At 63.7% G+C, this 16,674-nt stretch carries 16 protein-coding genes; 6 read left to right on the top strand and 10 right to left on the bottom strand.

Translation table 11 applies throughout. The annotated features are described in order from the left end of the window. Nucleotides 1-3: 3 nt before the first annotated feature. Nucleotides 4-582 carry a transglycosylase SLT domain-containing protein gene (locus JI744_RS10945; protein ID WP_202660701.1) on the bottom strand — a complete coding sequence of 193 codons (579 nt, stop codon included), beginning with the start codon at nt 580-582 and terminating at the stop codon, nt 4-6. A gap of 182 nt (nt 583-764) precedes the next feature. On the opposite strand from JI744_RS10945, the gene gatB reads away from it, so the two are divergent. Beyond that, on the top strand, nt 765-2,276 hold the full coding sequence (gatB, locus tag JI744_RS10940) for an Asp-tRNA(Asn)/Glu-tRNA(Gln) amidotransferase subunit GatB (RefSeq protein ID WP_202660699.1): 1,512 nt from the start codon (nt 765-767) through the stop codon (nt 2,274-2,276). 81 nt (nt 2,277-2,357) lie between these two features. Here gatB and JI744_RS10935 read toward each other — a convergent pair whose 3' ends face one another. After that, nucleotides 2,358-3,464: a class II histone deacetylase gene (locus JI744_RS10935; protein WP_202660697.1), complete on the bottom strand. Its 1,107-nt coding sequence runs from the start codon at nt 3,462-3,464 to the stop codon at nt 2,358-2,360. Nucleotides 3,465-3,673: 209 nt separating this feature from the next. Here JI744_RS10935 and JI744_RS10930 point away from each other — a divergent pair, with 209 nt between their 5' ends. Further along, nucleotides 3,674-4,051: a DUF4177 domain-containing protein gene (locus tag JI744_RS10930; RefSeq protein ID WP_202660695.1), complete on the top strand. Its 378-nt coding sequence runs from the start codon at nt 3,674-3,676 to the stop codon at nt 4,049-4,051. 12 nt (nt 4,052-4,063) lie between these two features. On the opposite strand, the gene JI744_RS10925 is transcribed toward JI744_RS10930, so the two are convergent. From JI744_RS10925 to JI744_RS10910, 4 genes are all read right to left on the bottom strand, one after another. After that, a complete protein-coding gene (locus JI744_RS10925; RefSeq protein WP_202660693.1) occupies nt 4,064-5,164 on the bottom strand; it encodes a pyridoxal phosphate-dependent aminotransferase in 1,101 nt (366 codons plus the stop codon). A gap of 98 nt (nt 5,165-5,262) precedes the next feature. Then, nucleotides 5,263-8,379, bottom strand: coding sequence for a valine--tRNA ligase (locus tag JI744_RS10920; protein WP_202660690.1), 3,117 nt, complete (start codon nt 8,377-8,379; stop codon nt 5,263-5,265). A 70-nt stretch (nt 8,380-8,449) separates the two neighbouring features. Beyond that, complete coding sequence (locus tag JI744_RS10915) at nt 8,450-9,199, bottom strand: VOC family protein (protein ID WP_202660681.1); 750 nt, start codon at nt 9,197-9,199, stop codon at nt 8,450-8,452. Beyond that, nucleotides 9,196-9,555 carry a DUF1428 domain-containing protein gene (locus tag JI744_RS10910; RefSeq protein WP_202660679.1) on the bottom strand — a complete coding sequence of 120 codons (360 nt, stop codon included), beginning with the start codon at nt 9,553-9,555 and terminating at the stop codon, nt 9,196-9,198. Before JI744_RS10910 ends, JI744_RS10915 begins: the two co-directional genes overlap by 4 nt. 73 nt (nt 9,556-9,628) lie before the next feature. On the opposite strand from JI744_RS10910, the gene JI744_RS10905 reads away from it, so the two are divergent. Beyond that, nucleotides 9,629-10,261, top strand: a complete 633-nt coding sequence (locus JI744_RS10905) for a winged helix-turn-helix transcriptional regulator (protein ID WP_202660677.1) — start codon at nt 9,629-9,631, stop codon at nt 10,259-10,261. Between the two features lie 259 nt (nt 10,262-10,520). Here JI744_RS10905 and JI744_RS10900 read toward each other — a convergent pair whose 3' ends face one another. Then, nucleotides 10,521-10,952, bottom strand: a complete 432-nt coding sequence (locus JI744_RS10900; RefSeq protein ID WP_202660675.1) for an Lrp/AsnC family transcriptional regulator — start codon at nt 10,950-10,952, stop codon at nt 10,521-10,523. Between the two features lie 227 nt (nt 10,953-11,179). Here JI744_RS10900 and JI744_RS10895 point away from each other — a divergent pair, with 227 nt between their 5' ends. The 3 genes from JI744_RS10895 to aguB all read left to right on the top strand — a co-directional run bounded on the left by JI744_RS10895 (nt 11,180) and on the right by aguB (nt 14,518). Further along, complete coding sequence (locus tag JI744_RS10895; protein WP_202660673.1) at nt 11,180-12,325, top strand: type III PLP-dependent enzyme; 1,146 nt, start codon at nt 11,180-11,182, stop codon at nt 12,323-12,325. A 107-nt stretch (nt 12,326-12,432) separates the two neighbouring features. Next, complete coding sequence (locus JI744_RS10890; protein ID WP_236019389.1) at nt 12,433-13,512, top strand: DUF2235 domain-containing protein; 1,080 nt, start codon at nt 12,433-12,435, stop codon at nt 13,510-13,512. 133 nt (nt 13,513-13,645) lie between these two features. After that, nucleotides 13,646-14,518, top strand: coding sequence for an N-carbamoylputrescine amidase (gene aguB / locus JI744_RS10885; RefSeq protein WP_202660671.1), 873 nt, complete (start codon nt 13,646-13,648; stop codon nt 14,516-14,518). Here aguB and JI744_RS10880 read toward each other — a convergent pair whose 3' ends face one another. The 3 genes from JI744_RS10880 to exbB are packed head-to-tail and all read right to left on the bottom strand — an operon-like array spanning nt 14,519 to nt 16,629. Continuing rightward, nucleotides 14,519-15,280: an energy transducer TonB family protein gene (locus tag JI744_RS10880; RefSeq protein WP_202660669.1), complete on the bottom strand. Its 762-nt coding sequence runs from the start codon at nt 15,278-15,280 to the stop codon at nt 14,519-14,521. Next, the gene (gene exbD / locus JI744_RS10875; protein WP_202660667.1) at nt 15,277-15,711 is read right to left on the bottom strand and encodes a TonB system transport protein ExbD; all 435 of its coding nucleotides are present in this window, start codon (nt 15,709-15,711) and stop codon (nt 15,277-15,279) included. Before exbD ends, JI744_RS10880 begins: the two co-directional genes overlap by 4 nt. Before the next feature lie 3 nt (nt 15,712-15,714). Then, the gene (gene exbB / locus JI744_RS10870) at nt 15,715-16,629 is read right to left on the bottom strand and encodes a tonB-system energizer ExbB (RefSeq protein WP_202660666.1); all 915 of its coding nucleotides are present in this window, start codon (nt 16,627-16,629) and stop codon (nt 15,715-15,717) included. Nucleotides 16,630-16,674 lie beyond the last annotated feature (45 nt).

The raw sequence follows: 16,674 nt of genomic DNA, 5'->3' as shown, positions 1-16,674 counted from the left end.
CTTTTATTGGCAATAGGGCTGTTCGCGCGTCCAGGCGGCCAGAGCCTTGCGCTTTTTGCTGTCGCGCAGGGGCATCCAGTCGCGGCCGATGCCCTTGTTCCCGCCACCCGCTACCATGTCGTCGCTGGCGACATGATAAGCCACCATTTCAACCGCGCATTGCAGGTTGGCTGAGCCGTCCTTCAACTCTGCCGCGCTGTTGGCATCGCAGCCATAGTTGCGGGCAGACCGGGGCGAGATTTGCATCAGGCCGATATAGGCGCCGCCGCCACCTGCGGCGCGGGGATTCCAACTGCTTTCATAGCGCGCCACGGCCGAGATGAGGCCCGTCCAGAAGGCGCGGCGTTCACTGACCGTGCCGTCCTCGTACCCTGGGCACCAAGTGTCGATGTCGGACGGGATGCGCGCGGCAAGCACCGGATCTTCGGCGGCAACGGCGGACATTGTGCTGATCGTCCAATGCGCGGCTTCGGGCCGGTGATCCCATGCCATCGAGAAACGACCGACATCGGTTCCGCTCGAGGGCGAAACACAGCCGGCAAGCGACAGGGCAAGGGCGATCAGGGCAAAGCAACGACGCATCGGGTTCCTACAGGCGGCATCACGCAAACGTGGCGCGACCGGGGGCTTAGGCGCTGATTCGGCGATTCGGACAACCTTTGCAGCCGCAGCATGACCGGGATTGGCCGATTTCCGCCCATCCCGCCCCTTGCGAGGGGCTGCCGCCCTGCCTAATAAGGCCGGAACCACCGACGGAGGCCGCGATGCTTGACCTGACCTATGACCTGCCCAAGCCCAAAGTCATTGCGGGCGCGCAGGGTGATTGGGAACTGGTGATCGGCATGGAAATCCATGCCCAGGTCGCCAGCAATGCCAAGCTGTTCTCGGGCGCCTCGACGCAAGTTGGCATGGAGCCGAATTCGAACGTCGCCTTTGTCGATGCCGCGATGCCGGGGATGCTGCCGGTGATCAACGAATATTGCATCGAGCAGGCGGTGAAATCGGGGCTGGGGCTGAAAGCCGCGATCAACCTGCGCTCGGCCTTTGACCGCAAGAATTATTTCTACCCTGACCTGCCGCAAGGCTATCAGATCAGCCAGCTTTACCACCCCATCGTGGGTGAGGGCGAGGTGCTGGTGGAAATGGGGCCGGGGGTCGCCCGTCTGGTGCGGATCGAGCGCATCCATCTGGAACAGGACGCGGGCAAATCGATCCACGATCTGGACCCCACCATGTCCTTCGTGGACCTGAACCGCACGGGCGTGGCGCTGATGGAGATTGTCAGCCGCCCCGATATTCGCGGCCCGGAAGAGGCGGCGGCCTATGTCGCCAAGCTGCGCCAGATCCTGCGCTATCTGGGCACCTGTGACGGTGACATGCAGCACGGCAACCTGCGGGCCGATGTGAACGTGTCGGTCTGCAAGCCCGGCCAGTATGAGAAATATCAGGCCAGCCAGGATTTTGGCCATCTGGGCACGCGCTGCGAAATCAAGAACATGAACTCGATGCGGTTCATTCAGGCGGCCATCGACTATGAGGCGCGCCGCCAGATCGCCATTCTGGAGGATGGCGGCAAGGTGATGCAGGAAACCCGGCTGTATGACCCCGACAAGGGCGAAACCCGGTCGATGCGCAGCAAGGAAGAGGCGCATGATTACCGCTATTTCCCGTGCCCCGATCTGCTGCCGCTGGAGATCGAGCAGGAATGGGTCGATGAGATTGCCGCCCGCATGCCCGAACTGCCCGACGCCAAGAAGGTCCGCTTCATGGGCGATTTCGGGCTGACCGACTATGACGCCAACGTCCTGACCGCCGAGGTTGAGGCCGCGGCGTTTTTTGACGAGGTGGCCAAGGGCCGCGACGGCAAGATCGCCGCGAACTGGGTGATCAACGATCTGTTCGGTCGTCTGAACAAGGAAGGGTTGACCATCGCCGAAACTCCGGTTTCGGCGGCGCGGCTGGGCGCGATGCTGGATCTTTTGGGGTCGGGCGAGATCACCGGCAAGATGGCGAAAGACCTGTTTGATATCCTGTGGACCGACCCGGGTGACCCGGCAGAGATTGCCGCCGCGCGGGGCATGAAGCAGGTCACCGATCTGGGTGCGATTGAAAAGGCGCTGGATGATCTGATCGCGGCGAACCCCGAGCAGGTGGAAAAGGCCAAGGTCAACACCCGGCTTGCGGGCTGGTTCACCGGGCAGGTTCTGAAAGCCACGGGTGGCAAGGCGAACCCGGCTGTCATTACCGAGATGGTGGCGAAAAAGCTGGGGCTTTGAGCAAGGATGGACCTTCGCGCAGTGCGTGAGGGTCTCCTTGCAATCCTTTGAATTCGCGTAATTGACAAATGTACAGGGATGTCAGGTGAAGATAGCCTTCGCCTGTCTTTCCAGCCGATCACGCTGAAACGCCACAAAGTCGGCGGCGGGCTGTTGCGCCTCGATCAGCGGCAGGAACGGGTCGATCACCGGGCTGCGTTGGCCTGCAAGCGCCTCGATCACGGCAAGGCCGCAGAACGGCACCACGGCCTCGGAATAACCGCCTTCGTGAACAGCCAGCAGACGGCCCTGACACATCTCATCCGCCAGCACCTTCAGCCGCAGTGTCATGGCGCGAAAGGTGTCGGAATGGGCCTGCATCCGGGCCAAAGGGTCCATCGCATTGGCATCCAGCCCGCAGGCGATGATGATGATTTCGGGCGCAAAGGCGCGCAGGGCGGGCAGGACCAGCAGGTCCATCGCATCCAGATAGGCCTGATGCCCGCTGCCGGGCAGCAGGGGAATGTTCAGGTTCGTGCCAAGGCCCGCACCGCGCCCCCGCTCGTCCGCCGTGCCGGTGTCGGTGGGAAAGCACGCCTCTTGATGCAGCGAAATCGTCAGGGTGTCGGCGCGGTCCAGATAGATCGCCTCGGTCCCGTTGCCATGATGCACATCCCAATCGACCACCGCCGCCCGCAAGGGGCCATGGCTGGCGCGCAAGGCCTCCAACGCGATGGGAATGTTCGCCAGCAGGCAAAACCCCATTCCGGCATCGGGCAGGCAGTGGTGGCCGGGCGGGCGCGACAGCACATAGGCATTGGGCACCTTGCGCGCCCACACATCCTGCACCGCCTGCATTGCCAGCCCGGCTGACAGGGCCGCAATCTCATAGCCACCCGCAGAAAAGCGCGCCTCATGCCCGATCTCGCCACCGCCCGCGTCGGACAGCGCCTTGAAACGGTCGATATAGGCGGCGGGGTGGATACGCAGCAGGTCATCGCGGCTGGCGGGGGCAGCGCGGCGCTGATCAAGCTGATCGATCAGGCCCGAGGCTTCGATCAGATTCTTAAGCCGCCGTTTTGATTCGGGGCTTTCGGCATGGCCGCCGCTGGCAACGGGTTGCAGCCAGGGGCCGAGCGGCAGGATCAGCACATGCTCGCCGGCGGAATGCCAAAAGCAGCGTTCGTCATGGTAAAGGGCGGTCATCATGGCGGCAGAATGGCGGGGCGGCGGGGGTGCCGTCAATGGGGCCGTCTGCGGGGTACGGGTCTGGCAGGGCTATCTGGCGGGGCAATCTGGTGGGACAAGGGTCTGGCAGGATAGGCACATATCAGCCTCGTGATCGGAAAGGGCCTGCCATTGCTTGGCCTTGGGCGACGAATCCCTTATCTTCCCGGCGCGATCCCAAGGAGAAGCCGATGCCGCGTTACGAATACAAGGTCATTCCCGCCCCCCGCCGTGGTGAGAAGGCGCGCGGTGTGAAAACGACCGAGGAACGCTTTGCGCTGGCCCTGACCGGGGTGATGAACACGCTGGGGGCCGAGGGCTGGGACTATGTGCGCGCCGATACGCTGCCGGTGGACGAGCGTTCCGGCCTGACCGGCACCAAGACCAGTTTCCAGAACCTGCTGGTGTTCCGGCGTGAGCTTACCTTGGAGGCTGCACCCGCTGCTGCGTCGGTGCTGGTTGCAGAACCACCTGTTGCCCCGGTTCCGCGCCTTGGCCCGGCCGAGAGCGCTGCTGCGGGCACGGCCCCGGCCGTTGGCCCCGCAAAATCGGACCTTGCGGCCGAGTGAGCGCGAAAGCGATCAGCCAGCGGCCCTGATGGCCTGTGGCAAAACCTCTTCAAACACTGAAAGCGCGGACTCGTCGCCTAGACTGACGCGGATGCAGCGATCCAGCGGGGCGACGCCCGGCATTCGGATGAAGACGCCCCGCGCCACGGTTTCGCGCAGGACGGCGCGGGCGAAATCACCGTCGCGGCCACAGTCGATCGTCACGAAGTTGGTGGCAGAGGGCAGGGGCGTCAGGCCATTCGTGCGGGCAATGGCAGACAGGCGGGCACGGGCCAGAAGGGTCAGAGACTGCACCCGCGCCAGATGTTCCCCGTCGTGCAAGGCCGCCAGCGCCCCCATTTGCGATACCCGCGCCATGCCGAAATGGTTGCGCACCTTGTCAAAGGCCTGCGCCAGCCCCGGTTCGGCCAAAGCATAGCCCACACGCGCACCCGCCATGCCGTAAGCCTTGGAAAAGGTGCGGAACCGGATGACGCGCGGGTCATCGGGGGCGATGCGCGGCATGGTGCCGGGGGGCGCAAGGTCGGCATAAGCCTCGTCCAGAACCAGCAGCGTGCCATCGGGCAGGTTGGCGATCATGTCTTCAACCACGCTGCCGGAATGCCAACTGCCCATCGGATTGTCGGGGTTGGCCAGATAGATCAGCTTGGCCTTGTGCTGGCGGGCGGCATCGAGCAGGGCCTGCGGATATTCGTGATCGTCCTTGTAGGGCACGCGGATCAAGGTGCCGCCATAGCCCGCAACGTGAAAGTTGAACGTCGGATAGGCCCCCAGCGAGGTGACAACCTTGTCGCCTGGGCCAATGGTCAGCCGCACCAGATAGCCCAGCAGCCCGTCAATCCCCTCTCCCACCACCACATGGGCGGGGGTGGTGCCGTTCAGGGCGGCGAGGGCGGCCTTGAGGTCATGGTTTTCAGGATCGCCATACATCCAGACCTGGTCGGCGGCGGCCTGCATCGCGGCAAGCACCTTGGGCGAGGGGCCGAACAGCGATTCATTCGCGCCAAGCCGGGCGCGGAAAGGGCGGTTCAGGCTGCGCTCCTGCGTTTCGGGGCCGACGAAAGGCACGGTAGAGGGCAGGCTGGCGGCGAGGGGGGTAAGAAATCGGCTCATGCCGGAAATTGAGCCGGAAATGCAGGGCGGGGCAAGAGGGGAAGAAAGGGGGGGGCTGTCTGCCCCCCATCCCCGAGGATATTTATGAACAGATGATGTCAGCCGATTTCGGCCAGCCGTTTGACGGCGGCAGTGATCTTTGCCGCCTCATCTTCCCGCGCCTCAAGGTTGGCGCGGGCTTCGTCCACCACCTCTTCCGGGGCGGAGGCGACGAAGTTGGGGTTGTTCAGCCGCCCTTTCAGTCCACCGATTTCCTTGGCCAGTTTATCCAGCGACTTTTGCAGGCGGGCCTTTTCTTCGGCAATGTCGATCAGCCCTTGCAGCGGAATGGCAAAGGCTGCCCCGTCCAGCGCAAGCGCGATGGAGCCTTTGGGGGCGGGGCCTTCGGTGAAGCTTTCCACCCGGGCAAGGCGGCGGATGAGGGCTTCGTTGCGGGTCCATGCGGCGCGGGCAGCGGCAAAGAGTTCGGTTGCCACGAGGTCGATCTTCAGGCCGACCGGCACATGAACCTGCGCGCGGGCCGAGCGGATTTCGTCGATCAGCGTGGTAACGAAGGCCATTTCGGAATCGGAGTCTTTGTTCACTAGATCAACGCCATAGGTCGGCCAATCGGTATGAACCAGCAGCTTGGCGCGGGTGCCGGTGGTGGACCACAGATCCTCGGTGATGAAGGGCATCATCGGGTGCAGCAGGATCATGCACTGATCGAGCACCCAAGCCATGGTGGCGCGGGTTTCGGCTGCGGCGTCGCCGTCGAACAGGGGCTTGGCAAACTCGACATACCAGTCGCAGACCTTGCCCCAGACGAATTTGTAAAGCGCGTCGGCGGCGTTGTCGAAGCGGAAGGCCTCCAGCGCCGTGTTCACCTCGGCCAGTGCCTTGGCGGTCTCGCCGATGATCCAGCGGTTGGCTGTGGCTGTGGCTTTGGGGGCCTCGGATTGGGTGGCATGACCCTCCCAAACGCCGTTCATCTCGGCAAAGCGGCAGGCGTTCCACAGTTTGGTGCCAAAGTTGCGATAGCCCGCGATGCGCTGGGTGTCGAGTTTCAGCACGCCGCCAAGGCTGGCCATCGCCGCATTGGCAAAGCGCAGCGCGTCGGCGCCGTATTCGTCGATGATGTCGAGGGGGTCGATGACGTTGCCGAGGGATTTCGACATCTTCTTGCCCTTGGCGTCGCGGACAAGGCCATGCAGATAGACGGTGTGGAACGGGATTTCGTTCACCACGGCAAGCTGCATCATCATCATCCGCGCGACCCAGAAGAACAGGATGTCCTGCCCCGTCACGAGGACCGAGGTGGGGAAATATTTCGCCAGTTCCGGGGTTTGTTCCGGCCAGCCAAGGGTGCCGATGGGCCAGAGGCCGGAGGAGAACCAGGTGTCGAGAACGTCGGGGTCGCGCAGCAACGTTACCTGACGATTTCCCTCTGCGTCCATGGGGCTTAGTAGGTCGCCCATCGCCCCAGTGCGAATAGCCTGACCATGGGTGTCTTGAAAATTGAAGACCGTGCGGCCTCCATAGTACTCTTTGGCCAGTTCAGCTAGCGCACTGTGGTTTTCAGCGCAGAAGTAGACATCGTGTTTGCGACTAAATGTAGGACGCTCGTCCCATAGTGCTCCGATTTCGTTTAGATTCACAAAGCGATCATTTTCAGTCGTCAGACGACGTTGTTCAACGATTGCTTTTTCATACCATTCGACTTCTTCAATCCTCGGCCCATACCAAACCGGAATCTGATGCCCCCACCAAAGCTGGCGGCTGATGCACCAAGGCTCGATATTCTCCAGCCAGTGGTAATAGGTCTTTTCGCCGCTCGGCGGCATGATCACCGTATCGCCATTGCGCACGGCGTCCAGCGCGGGGCCGACGATCTTGGCGGTATCGACGAACCACTGGTCGGTCAGCATCGGCTCGATCACCACTTTCGACCGGTCGCCGAAGGGCTGCATGATCGGCTTGGCCTCGACCACGGGTTCAAGGCGCAGGTGTTCGGACCCGGTGTCCTCGTCGATCTCACGCACCAGAACCGTCACCGCGAGACCGGCGGCGTTGATGTCGGCGACGACCAGCTTCCTCGCCTCAAATCGATCCAGCCCGCGGTATTTTTCGGGGACGAGGTTCAGGCTGTCCACTTCGTTTTCGTCGGTGGGCGACCCGGCGGCGATTTCGCGGGCGCGGGCGACGGCAACCTCATAGGGCGCGCCATCGGCCCGCATGTTGCCGCGCGTGTCCATCAGGCGGTACATCGGCAGGTTGCCGCGCTTGGCCACCTGATAGTCGTTGAAATCATGCGCGCCGGTGATCTTCACCGCGCCAGAACCGAAGGTCGGGTCTGGGTATTCATCGGCGATGATCGGGATCAGGCGGTCACACAGCGGTAGGTGGACCATCTTGCCGAGGATCGGCTTATAGCGTTCATCCGACGGGTGAACCGCCACCGCACCATCGCCCAGCATGGTTTCGGGGCGGGTGGTGGCGATACTGATGTAATCGCGCATCTCGCGGAAGGTCACGTTGCCTTCGGCGTCTTTCTCAACATATTCATAGGTTTCGCCCCCGGCGAGGCGGTATTTGAAGTGCCACATATGGCCGGCGACTTCGATATTCTCGACCTCCAGGTCAGAAATCGCGGTCTCGAAATGGGGGTCCCAGTTGACCAGCCGCTTGCCGCGATAGATCAGGCCCTTGTTGTACATATCAACAAAGACCTTGATCACCGCGTCGTGGAAGTTGCCTTCCTCGCCCGCAGGTGCCCCGGGGGCGCCCGACATGGTAAAGGCCTCTCGGTCCCAGTCGCAGCTTGCGCCGAGGCGCTGAAGCTGGCCGATGATCGTGCCGCGCGATTTGACCTTTTGCTGCCAGACGCGGGACAGGAACTTTTCGCGCCCCATCTCGCGCCGCGTGGGCTCCTGCGACAGTGCCATTTCGCGCTCGGTCACCATCTGGGTCGCGATGCCCGCATGGTCGGTGCCGGGCTGCCACAGGGTGTCGTCGCCCATCATCCGGTGCCAGCGGATCAGGATGTCTTGCAGCGTGTTGTTGAAGGCATGACCCATATGTAGGCTGCCCGTCACATTGGGCGGCGGGATCATGATGGAGAAGGGCTTGGCGCCGGGTTTCGCATTCGCCCCGGCGAGGAAGGCCTTGGCATCAAGCCACAGTTTCGAAATCCGGGCCTCGGCTTCGGCGGGGCTGAAGTTCTTTTCCATCGGCATCGGCAGCATCCCTTTTTATCAGGCACCGCAATAGCGAAGGATCAGCCCCGCGCCAAGAGCGGAGGGGGCGCTACTTACCCCCGACCATGGCGAAAACCGCGCCGCGCGGGTCGGCGGCATAAATGATATAGGCGCCGTTCGGCACCTCCATCGGGTCCAGCAGAACCTTGCCACCCTGATCGGCGACGGTCTGGACGGCAGCGGTAATCGAGGGCGTACCGAAATAGGGTGTCCAGCCGCCGCGCCCGCCGGGCGGGATGGGGCCGATGCCGCCGAAATCGGTGCCGCCGGTGTTCAGCACCCGATATTCGCGTGCACCCCCTTCTTCATAGCTGCGCGAAACCGTCCAGCCCAGCAGCGCGCCATAAAACGCCTGTGATGCGTTGGCATCGGCGCTGGCATAATCGTGCCAGTTGCCATGCCCTTGCTTCATCTGGTCATAAGCCCCGCCGGTGCCGCCGGGCAGGGGTTGCAGGATGCCAAAGGGGCAACCGGCGGGATCGGTCAGCACCGCGAAACGCCCGGTGCCGGGAATGTCGGCAGGCTCGACATGCACGCCGCCCCCCAGCGACTTCGCCTTTGCCGCCGCCGCATCCGCATCGTCCACGGCGAAATACACCATCCAGAATTCCGGCATCGGCTGATCGGGCGTCATCAGGCCAGCCACCATGTCGCCGCCCGCACTGGCAAGGATATAGGTGAAACCGGGCATTCCGGCATCGGCGAAGGTCCAGTTGAGAAGGCCGCCGTAAAATGCCTGACTGGCCGCCAGATCGCCGGTGGTCAGCTCATACCAGCAGGGAGTGCCGTGGGTGCTCATTTTGCAGTTCCTTCCATCAGGATCGGGGCAAAGCCGCCATAAATCATACGCTTGCCGTCAAAGGGCATGTCGGTGAACTCTGCCGGGTCCATTGCCATCATCGCCTTGTAACAGGCGTCGCGCGTGGCCTTGTCGGGCCAGGTCATGAAGGCGAAGACCACGGTTTCATCGGGCTGCAGATCGACCGCGCGCAGGAAATCGGTCTGCTTGCCGGGCGGCACATCATCGCCCCAGCCGACCACCAGCGACAGGGCACCCGCCTTTTGGAAATGGGGCCACCACTTGGCCTCATGGGCCCGATAGATTTCCTTGTCGGTGGTGCGGACGGGAATCACGAAGCCGTCGAGATAGGTCATGGCAGCCCTCCATTCTGCTTGTAGGAAAAGGCTGGGCTGGGTAGTTATAAAAAGCAACCAAAAGTTCCATGACGTGACCAAAACCCGCCGAAGCTATGAGGAAGGCTGTTTGCAGGCCCATGCGCTGGACCTGATCGGTGACCGCTGGGCGCTGCTGGTGGTGCGCGAACTGCTGCTGGGGCCGCGCCGCTTTGCCGAGTTGCGGCGGGGTTTGCCGGGGGTCAGCGCCAATATCCTGACCATGCGGCTTGTGGAACTGGAGGCGGCGGGGCTGCTGGTTCCGGGTTACGCGCTGACCGATGCGGGCCGCGCGCTGTGGCCTCTGGTGCGCGAGATGTGCCACTGGGGCGCCGCGCAGCCGGGCCATGACCCGACGCGGTTCATTAGCCCCGCGTCGCTGATGCTGTCGATGGCGGCGATGTGGCGCGCGCCGGGGCTGATCAGCGTGACGGTGGGCTTTGATCTGGGCGAGCGGTTTCTGATCACGGTGGATCAGGGCCGCTATCACGTTGCCCGAGCTGAGGGGGGCGAGATGACCTTTGCCGGTTCGACCAACCGTCTGGCGCAGGTGGTCTATGGCCCGCAGACGCTGGCCGACAATCTGGCGGCGGGCGGGTTTGCGTTTGTGGGGGATGTGGTGGCGGGGCAGCGGTTTCTGGACGGGTTCAGTCTGCACCGGGCGTTACAGCCGGACCTGCCGTTCTAGTCTGGTGATCCCCCTTTGGTTTGGCGAAGGCCATCGCCTTCGCCATGCGATGCAGGAGCAAGTTGCACCGCCGGGCCCCTAAGGCCCGGCCAGCGCCCGCCCCGCCATCGGCGGGCGCTTCTCGCCCGCCGGGGCAGGCACTGACCTCTCGGCTTTCTCGTGGAACTGTCTCTTGCTGAACCCGCACACACGGGCGGGGAAACGCGGTGCGTTTCCTGATCCGCCCGGACCGGGGTTGGCCGAATCTGGGCCGCCCCGCCTAAACCGCCCGGTCGATCCGGGTGGACAGGTGGATCAGGCTTTCCGAGCTTTTTACCCCCGTCATGCCACCGATCTGGTCCAGCAGACTGTCCAGCACCTGAGTATTGGGTGCCGCGATCTGCAACAGCAGGTCGAACCGGCCCGAGGTGGTGAACACCCGCTCCACCTCTGACATCGCCTTCAGCCGCGTCAGCACGGCGGCCAGTGCCCTGGGTTCGATGGTCAGCAGCACACTTGCCCGCAACCGGCCCTGCCGCGCCGCCTCGCCCAGTTTCAGCGTATAGCCCGCGATGATTCCGGTGGTCTCCAACCGTTCCAGCCGGGCCTGAATCGTCGACCTTGCCACCTTCAACCGGCGGGCAAGGGTGGCCACCGACATGCGTGCATCGGCCCCAAGAAGCCCAAGGATATTGCGATCCAGATCATCCATGCAATTTGTTGCCCCATTTCGTCATTCTGACGATGATTCCCGGCAGATATATAGTTTTGTCCGGTGAGATTGTCACCCATATGCGGCATCCTCAGTTGCAGGAAAAGGGCGGCTCATACGCACCTGGCCTGGTTGGAAAAACCATGCGGGTGCCAAGGCCGTTCATACCATTCATGGTGTGGCAACGGAGGAGGACACGCATCTTGTTGGCAGAAAGGATCACGCCGATGGGACTGTCCAAGACGATCTGGACCAATCCGACCGAATTCCTGAAAAATCAGCAGCCGGAGAATCCGGTGCTGTTTTTTGCGCCCTCGGTCGTGCAGGCCATGGCACGGCGCTTTATCGAAGGGTTTCCGGGGCTTGTGACCTATGCGGTCAAATCGAACCCCGGTGAGGAAATGGTGGAAAACCTGGTCGCCGCGGGCGTTCAGGGCTTTGACTGCGCCTCGCCGTTCGAGATTGACCTGATCCGCCGGTTGGCCCCCGATGCGGCGATTCACTATAACAACCCCGTGCGGTCGCGCACCGAAATTGCCCATGCCGTGGCGCGCAACGTCAAAAGCTGGTCGGTCGATTCGCATTCCGAACTGGCCAAGCTGGTCGAGATGGTTCCCGCGGATGGGTGCGAGATTTCGGTGCGTTTCAAGCTGCCGGTGTCGGGGGCTGCCTACAACTTTGGCGCCAAGTTCGGCGCGACCGAGGATGTGGCGGTTGAACTGCTGAAAACCGTGGCCGCGGCGGGGTTCATCCCGTCGATCACTTTCCATCCCGGCACGCAATGCACCGATCCTGCTGCCTGGGCGTCCTATATCCGCGAGGCGGCGGTCATCGCGCGCCGCGCGGGCGTCAAGATTGCGCGCCTGAACGTGGGCGGCGGCTTTCCGAACCACCGGGCAACCGGCGTGGTGCCGCAGCTTGAGGCGACGTTCGAAACCATTGGCCGCATCGCGCGCGAGGCGTTTGGCGATGACCTGCCCGCGCTGGTCTGTGAGCCTGGCCGCGCCCTGTGCGGCGATGCCTTCACGCTGGCGGCGCGTGTCAAATCTGTGCGCGACGGCACCCATGTGTTCCTGAACGACGGGCTTTACGGGTCGCTGTTCGAACTGGGCCAGATCGGCATCATCGACCGGATCGAAGTGATGGATGCTGCGGGCAAGCGGCGCAGCGGTGCGGTTCACCCACGCATCACCTTTGGCCCGACCTGCGATTCGATTGACCGTCTGCCGGGCGAGGTTCCGTTCCCCGAAGACATCGCCGAAGGCGATTTCGTCGTGTTCCACGGCATGGGGGCCTATTCCACTGTCACCAACAGCCGCTTCAATGGCTTTGGCGAATTGGGACTGGTGACGGTGTTGTCGCTTCGCCTGTAAGAGTGGGGGGACACACCGGGTTTTAACCTTGCTTTTGCCGCCAATGCGTTAAGTTTGGGGGCAGGGCCCGCCGGTCCCGGCGGGCCTTTGCATTTGCAAGGTGTGACATGAGTTTCGTCCAGCGCATGAAACGCTGGTGGCAGGGCGAGCCGATCGTCGCCACCGAACCCGCCGCCCCGCCTGCGCCGGGCGCGCGTCGCGGGCGTGTGGATCATGTCATCATTCTGGATGGGACGCTCTGCACTCTGACGCCGGGGCAGGAAAGCAATGCCGGGCTGGTGTTTCGTCTATTGGCCGAGGCGCGGCCCGTAATGCGCCGCCGGATCTATTACGAACCGGGCCTGCAATGGGAAGGCTGGCGCCATACGGTCGCCTTTCTGGAGGGGCGGGGCATCAGCCGCCAGATCCGACGCGCCTATGGCTGGCTGGCCAGCCAGTACCGCGAAGGCGACCAGATTTACCTGTTTGGCTATTCGCGGGGCGCCTATGCCGTGCGGTCCTTGGCCGGGGTGATCGACCGGGTGGGCCTTGTGCGGCGCGAAGAGGCGACCGAACGCGCGATCCGTCAGGTGTGGCGGCACTATCGTCAGGGGCCAGAGACCGAGGCCGCCCTGGCCTTTGCCCGCAGTTATTGCCACGCCGATGCGACGGTACAGATGGTGGGGGTGTGGGATACCGTCAAGGCGCTGGGCCTGCGGTTGCCGCTGCTGTGGATGCTGACCGAAAAGCACACGGTCTTTCACAATCACCAACTGGGCCGGTCCGTCCGCCACGGGTTTCAGGCGCTGGCCCTGAATGAGACTCGGGCGGTGTTTGACCCGATCATGTGGAGCAGCCCTCACGACTGGCAGGGCAATGTGGAGCAGGTCTGGTTTCGCGGCAGCCATGGCGATGTGGGCGGGCAGGTCGGCAGCTTTCCCGCCGCACGGCCCTTGGCCAATATCCCGCTGGTCTGGATGCTGGAACGGGCCGAGGCCGCGGGGCTGGAACTGCCCCAGGGTTGGGCCATGCGCTATCCTTGTGATCCGCGCTCACCCATGATGGGCACCACGCGGGGCTGGGCCAAGGTGTTCCTGCTGCGTCGCCCGCGCGTGGTGGGGCGCCATGCGTCGGAAAGCGTGCATCCCACTGCGACGGGGGTGCGGCCTTTCAGCTGGATGCCCTGGCCGTTGACGCGGCTGTTCTGATTGCGGCGGTGTCGCGGTAGGCATGTCGCAGCGCGGGTTTCCCCCCCCCCCCGAGACCATTGCTTCTTGAAGCAAAGGCAAAACAATGGTCTCACCCCTGTGGGATACTTGGGTTAATGTTAAGGGGAAAGACATGCGTGAAGTGACCGTTGCCGCCACCCAATTCGCCTGCTCCTGGGATTTGCCAAAGAATGCCGACAAGGCGGAAGAGATGATCCGCCGCGCAGCCGGGCAGGGTGCGAATGTGGTGCTTGTGCAGGAGTTGTTCGGCGCGCCCTATTTCTGCATCGAGGAGCGGGCAGAGTATTTCGCACTGGCCCAGCCGATGGCAGGGCATCCGCTGATCGCGCGGTTTTCGGCGCTGGCCAAAGAACTGGGCGTGGTGCTGCCCTGTTCTTATTTTGAGCGGGCGGGCCAGGCGCATTTCAATTCGGTTGCGATGATCGACGCCGACGGGCGGGTGATGGGCAATTATCGCAAAAGCCATATTCCGCAGGGGCCGGGATATGAGGAGAAGTATTATTTCTCACCCGGCGATACCGGGTTCCGGGTGTGGGATACCGCCTTTGGCCGGATTGGCGTGGGGATTTGCTGGGACCAGTGGTTCCCCGAATGCGCCCGTGCGATGGCCCTGATGGGGGCGGAGGTGCTGCTTTATCCCACGGCCATCGGATCGGAACCGCCCAGCCCCGGCTATGACAGCCAGCCGCATTGGGAAATGGTGATGCGCGGCCATGCGGCGGCCAATATCATGCCTGTGGTGGCCAGTAACCGGATTGGGACTGAGGTGGCGCCGGGCGGGACGGAGGTGACCTTTTACGGCTCCAGCTTTATCGCCGACCAGACCGGGGCGCTGATGGCCAAGGCGGGGCGTGGAGAGCAAGAGGTGCTGCTGCACCGCTTTGATCTGGAGGCGATTGCGGCCTTGCGTGCGTCATGGGGGTTGTTTCGGGATCGGCGTCCCCACGTCTATGGCGCGGTGGCTACGCTGGATGGGGGTTGTTAGTCAGGGCGCGACGGTGACGGTTTTTTCGATCTGGCCGGATTTGCCATCGGGCCGTTCGGGCAGGGCTGGGGCGCGGCGGGCCTGAGCAAGAAGGGCGGCATCAAGGCTGGCGCTGCCGGTCGAGCCGATGAGTTTCGCTCCGGTGATCTGCCCCGAAGCCGCGACCTGAAACCGGATGGCGACCGTGCCACTGGCGTTGTTATAGCTACCCCGGCGCATGTGGCGGTCAAGCCGCTGGCTCGCCTTGGCCGTCCATTTCCGCATCGCCGATGCTGTCACCCCTTCACCCTTGGCGGTTGCGGCACTGGCGGCGGGTTCGGCCTTTTTCGCAGGCTTTTGGGCCGTCTTTTTTTTGGCGGCGGGCTTGGCGGAGTGTTCGGATTTTGCCGGAAGCGCTTCGTCTGTTGGAAGGGCGTCTGGCAGGTCGGTCAGGGTTTGCCGGTCGGGGGGCGTCAGATCCGGCGCATCCTCAGTCTGCGGGGCTGGTGGTGCGCTTTCGTCCGCCCTCGGCACAGCCTGTAATTCTGGCGGCGGGGGTGGGGTGACCGGCTGTGGTGCGGGCGGCTCTGCCACTGCGAGCGCAGGCGGCAGGGGGGGCAGGTCCAGCAGAATGGTGCTTTCGCTGGTGCCGGTGCCGACGCGGCCCCCAAACCAGTTGGCAAATGCCGCCGTAGAGATGGCCAGCAGGGCGGCCAGCGTGGCAGCGGCTAACCAGCCCAAAGGTTCAAGCCGTGGGCGGTGCCGAGCGGACCAGTCTGTCATGGTGCGGGGCTGGATTGGGCGGCATCAAGGCCGACAAGTGCCACCTTCAAATAGCCCGCCGCGCGCAAAAGGTTCATCGTCTGCATGATCTGGCCATAAGCAACCGCCTGATCGGCACGCAGGAATATCCGCGTGTCTCGGTTGCCGCCCGTCATAGCGTCAAGCGCCACGCCAAGCGCATCGCGCGCCACCGGCGCATCGCCAAGCGACAGAGCAAGGTCGCGCTGGATGGTCAGGTAAAGCGGTTTGTCGGGGTTGGGGGCTGCCTGCGCGGACGAGGTAGGCAGATCAACCGGCACGCCCACGGTGGCAAGGGGGGCCGCGACCATGAAGATGATCAGCAGAACCAGCATCACATCGATGAACGGGGTGACGTTGATCTCGTGCAGTTCCTCGATGTCATCCCCGCCGCCGCGAATGCCGCCTGCCATGGCCTAGCCCCCGTTTGCGCGACGAAAATCAAGGTCGCGGCTGACCAGCCGCTCTACCGCTGCCGCAGCATCGCCCAGACCCTGCCGATATGTGGCGATGGCGCGGGCGAACAGGTTGTAGATCACCACGGCGGGAATGGCGGCGACAAGGCCGATTGCTGTGGCCAAAAGCGCCTCGGCAATGCCGGGCGCAACGATGGCAAGGTTGGTCGTCTGCGCCTTCGAGATGCCGATGAAGCTGTTCATGATACCCCAGACCGTGCCGAACAATCCGACGAAAGGGGCGGTGGCGCCGATTGTTGCCAAGAGGCCGGTGCCTCGCATCAGGCGGCGCGCGGCCTGAACCTCTGTCCGGTCAAGCAGCGACCGGATGCGTTCTTTGGTGCCGCCATCGCCCGCAGCATCCAGCGCCGGGGTCGAGCGGTGCAACTCTGCCTGCGCGGCAAGGGCCATGAAGGCGGCGGGGTCACGGCGACCGGCAAGGGCCTTGGCGGCGGCGGGCAGGTCGGGGGCGGCGTGCAGCTCGGCCAGGGCTGTCGTCAGGCGGCGGCGCGACAGCGTCAGTTCGACTGTTTTATGGATCAGCACCGTCAGGCTGACCAGAACCGCAAAGGCAAGGCCCAGCATCACGCCCTGCACGACCTTCGCGGCAGAGGCGAACATACCCCATAATGTCAGGTCTTGCGGCAAGGCGGCTGCAATCGGGTTGCCGACCGGGACGGTATTGGCGGCGGTGGGACTGGCCACGGCTGAGCCGGGCAGCGCCTCCTCCGCCGTCGGAGGTTGAGGCGTGCTGTCTGCTAGGGGCGCCGTGGGTTGGCCGGGCGGCACAGCGGTTTGTGCGACGACCACGGGCGCTGCAAGGCAAGCCATCAGGCACAGGGCGGCGATGTGGGATGTTTTGAAGCCGGGTTGCATCTGGACCGCTTTTCCTGCCGGGGATGTGCGGGTGATAGCCGCAAA

The sequence above is a fragment of the Fuscibacter oryzae genome (assembly GCF_016765795.1).
In the GTDB taxonomy this organism is placed as follows: Bacteria; Pseudomonadota; Alphaproteobacteria; order Rhodobacterales; family Rhodobacteraceae; genus Fuscibacter; species Fuscibacter oryzae.
The sequence above is the reverse complement of the archived record's forward strand: the minus strand, read 5'-3'. Positions and strand labels throughout refer to the sequence as shown.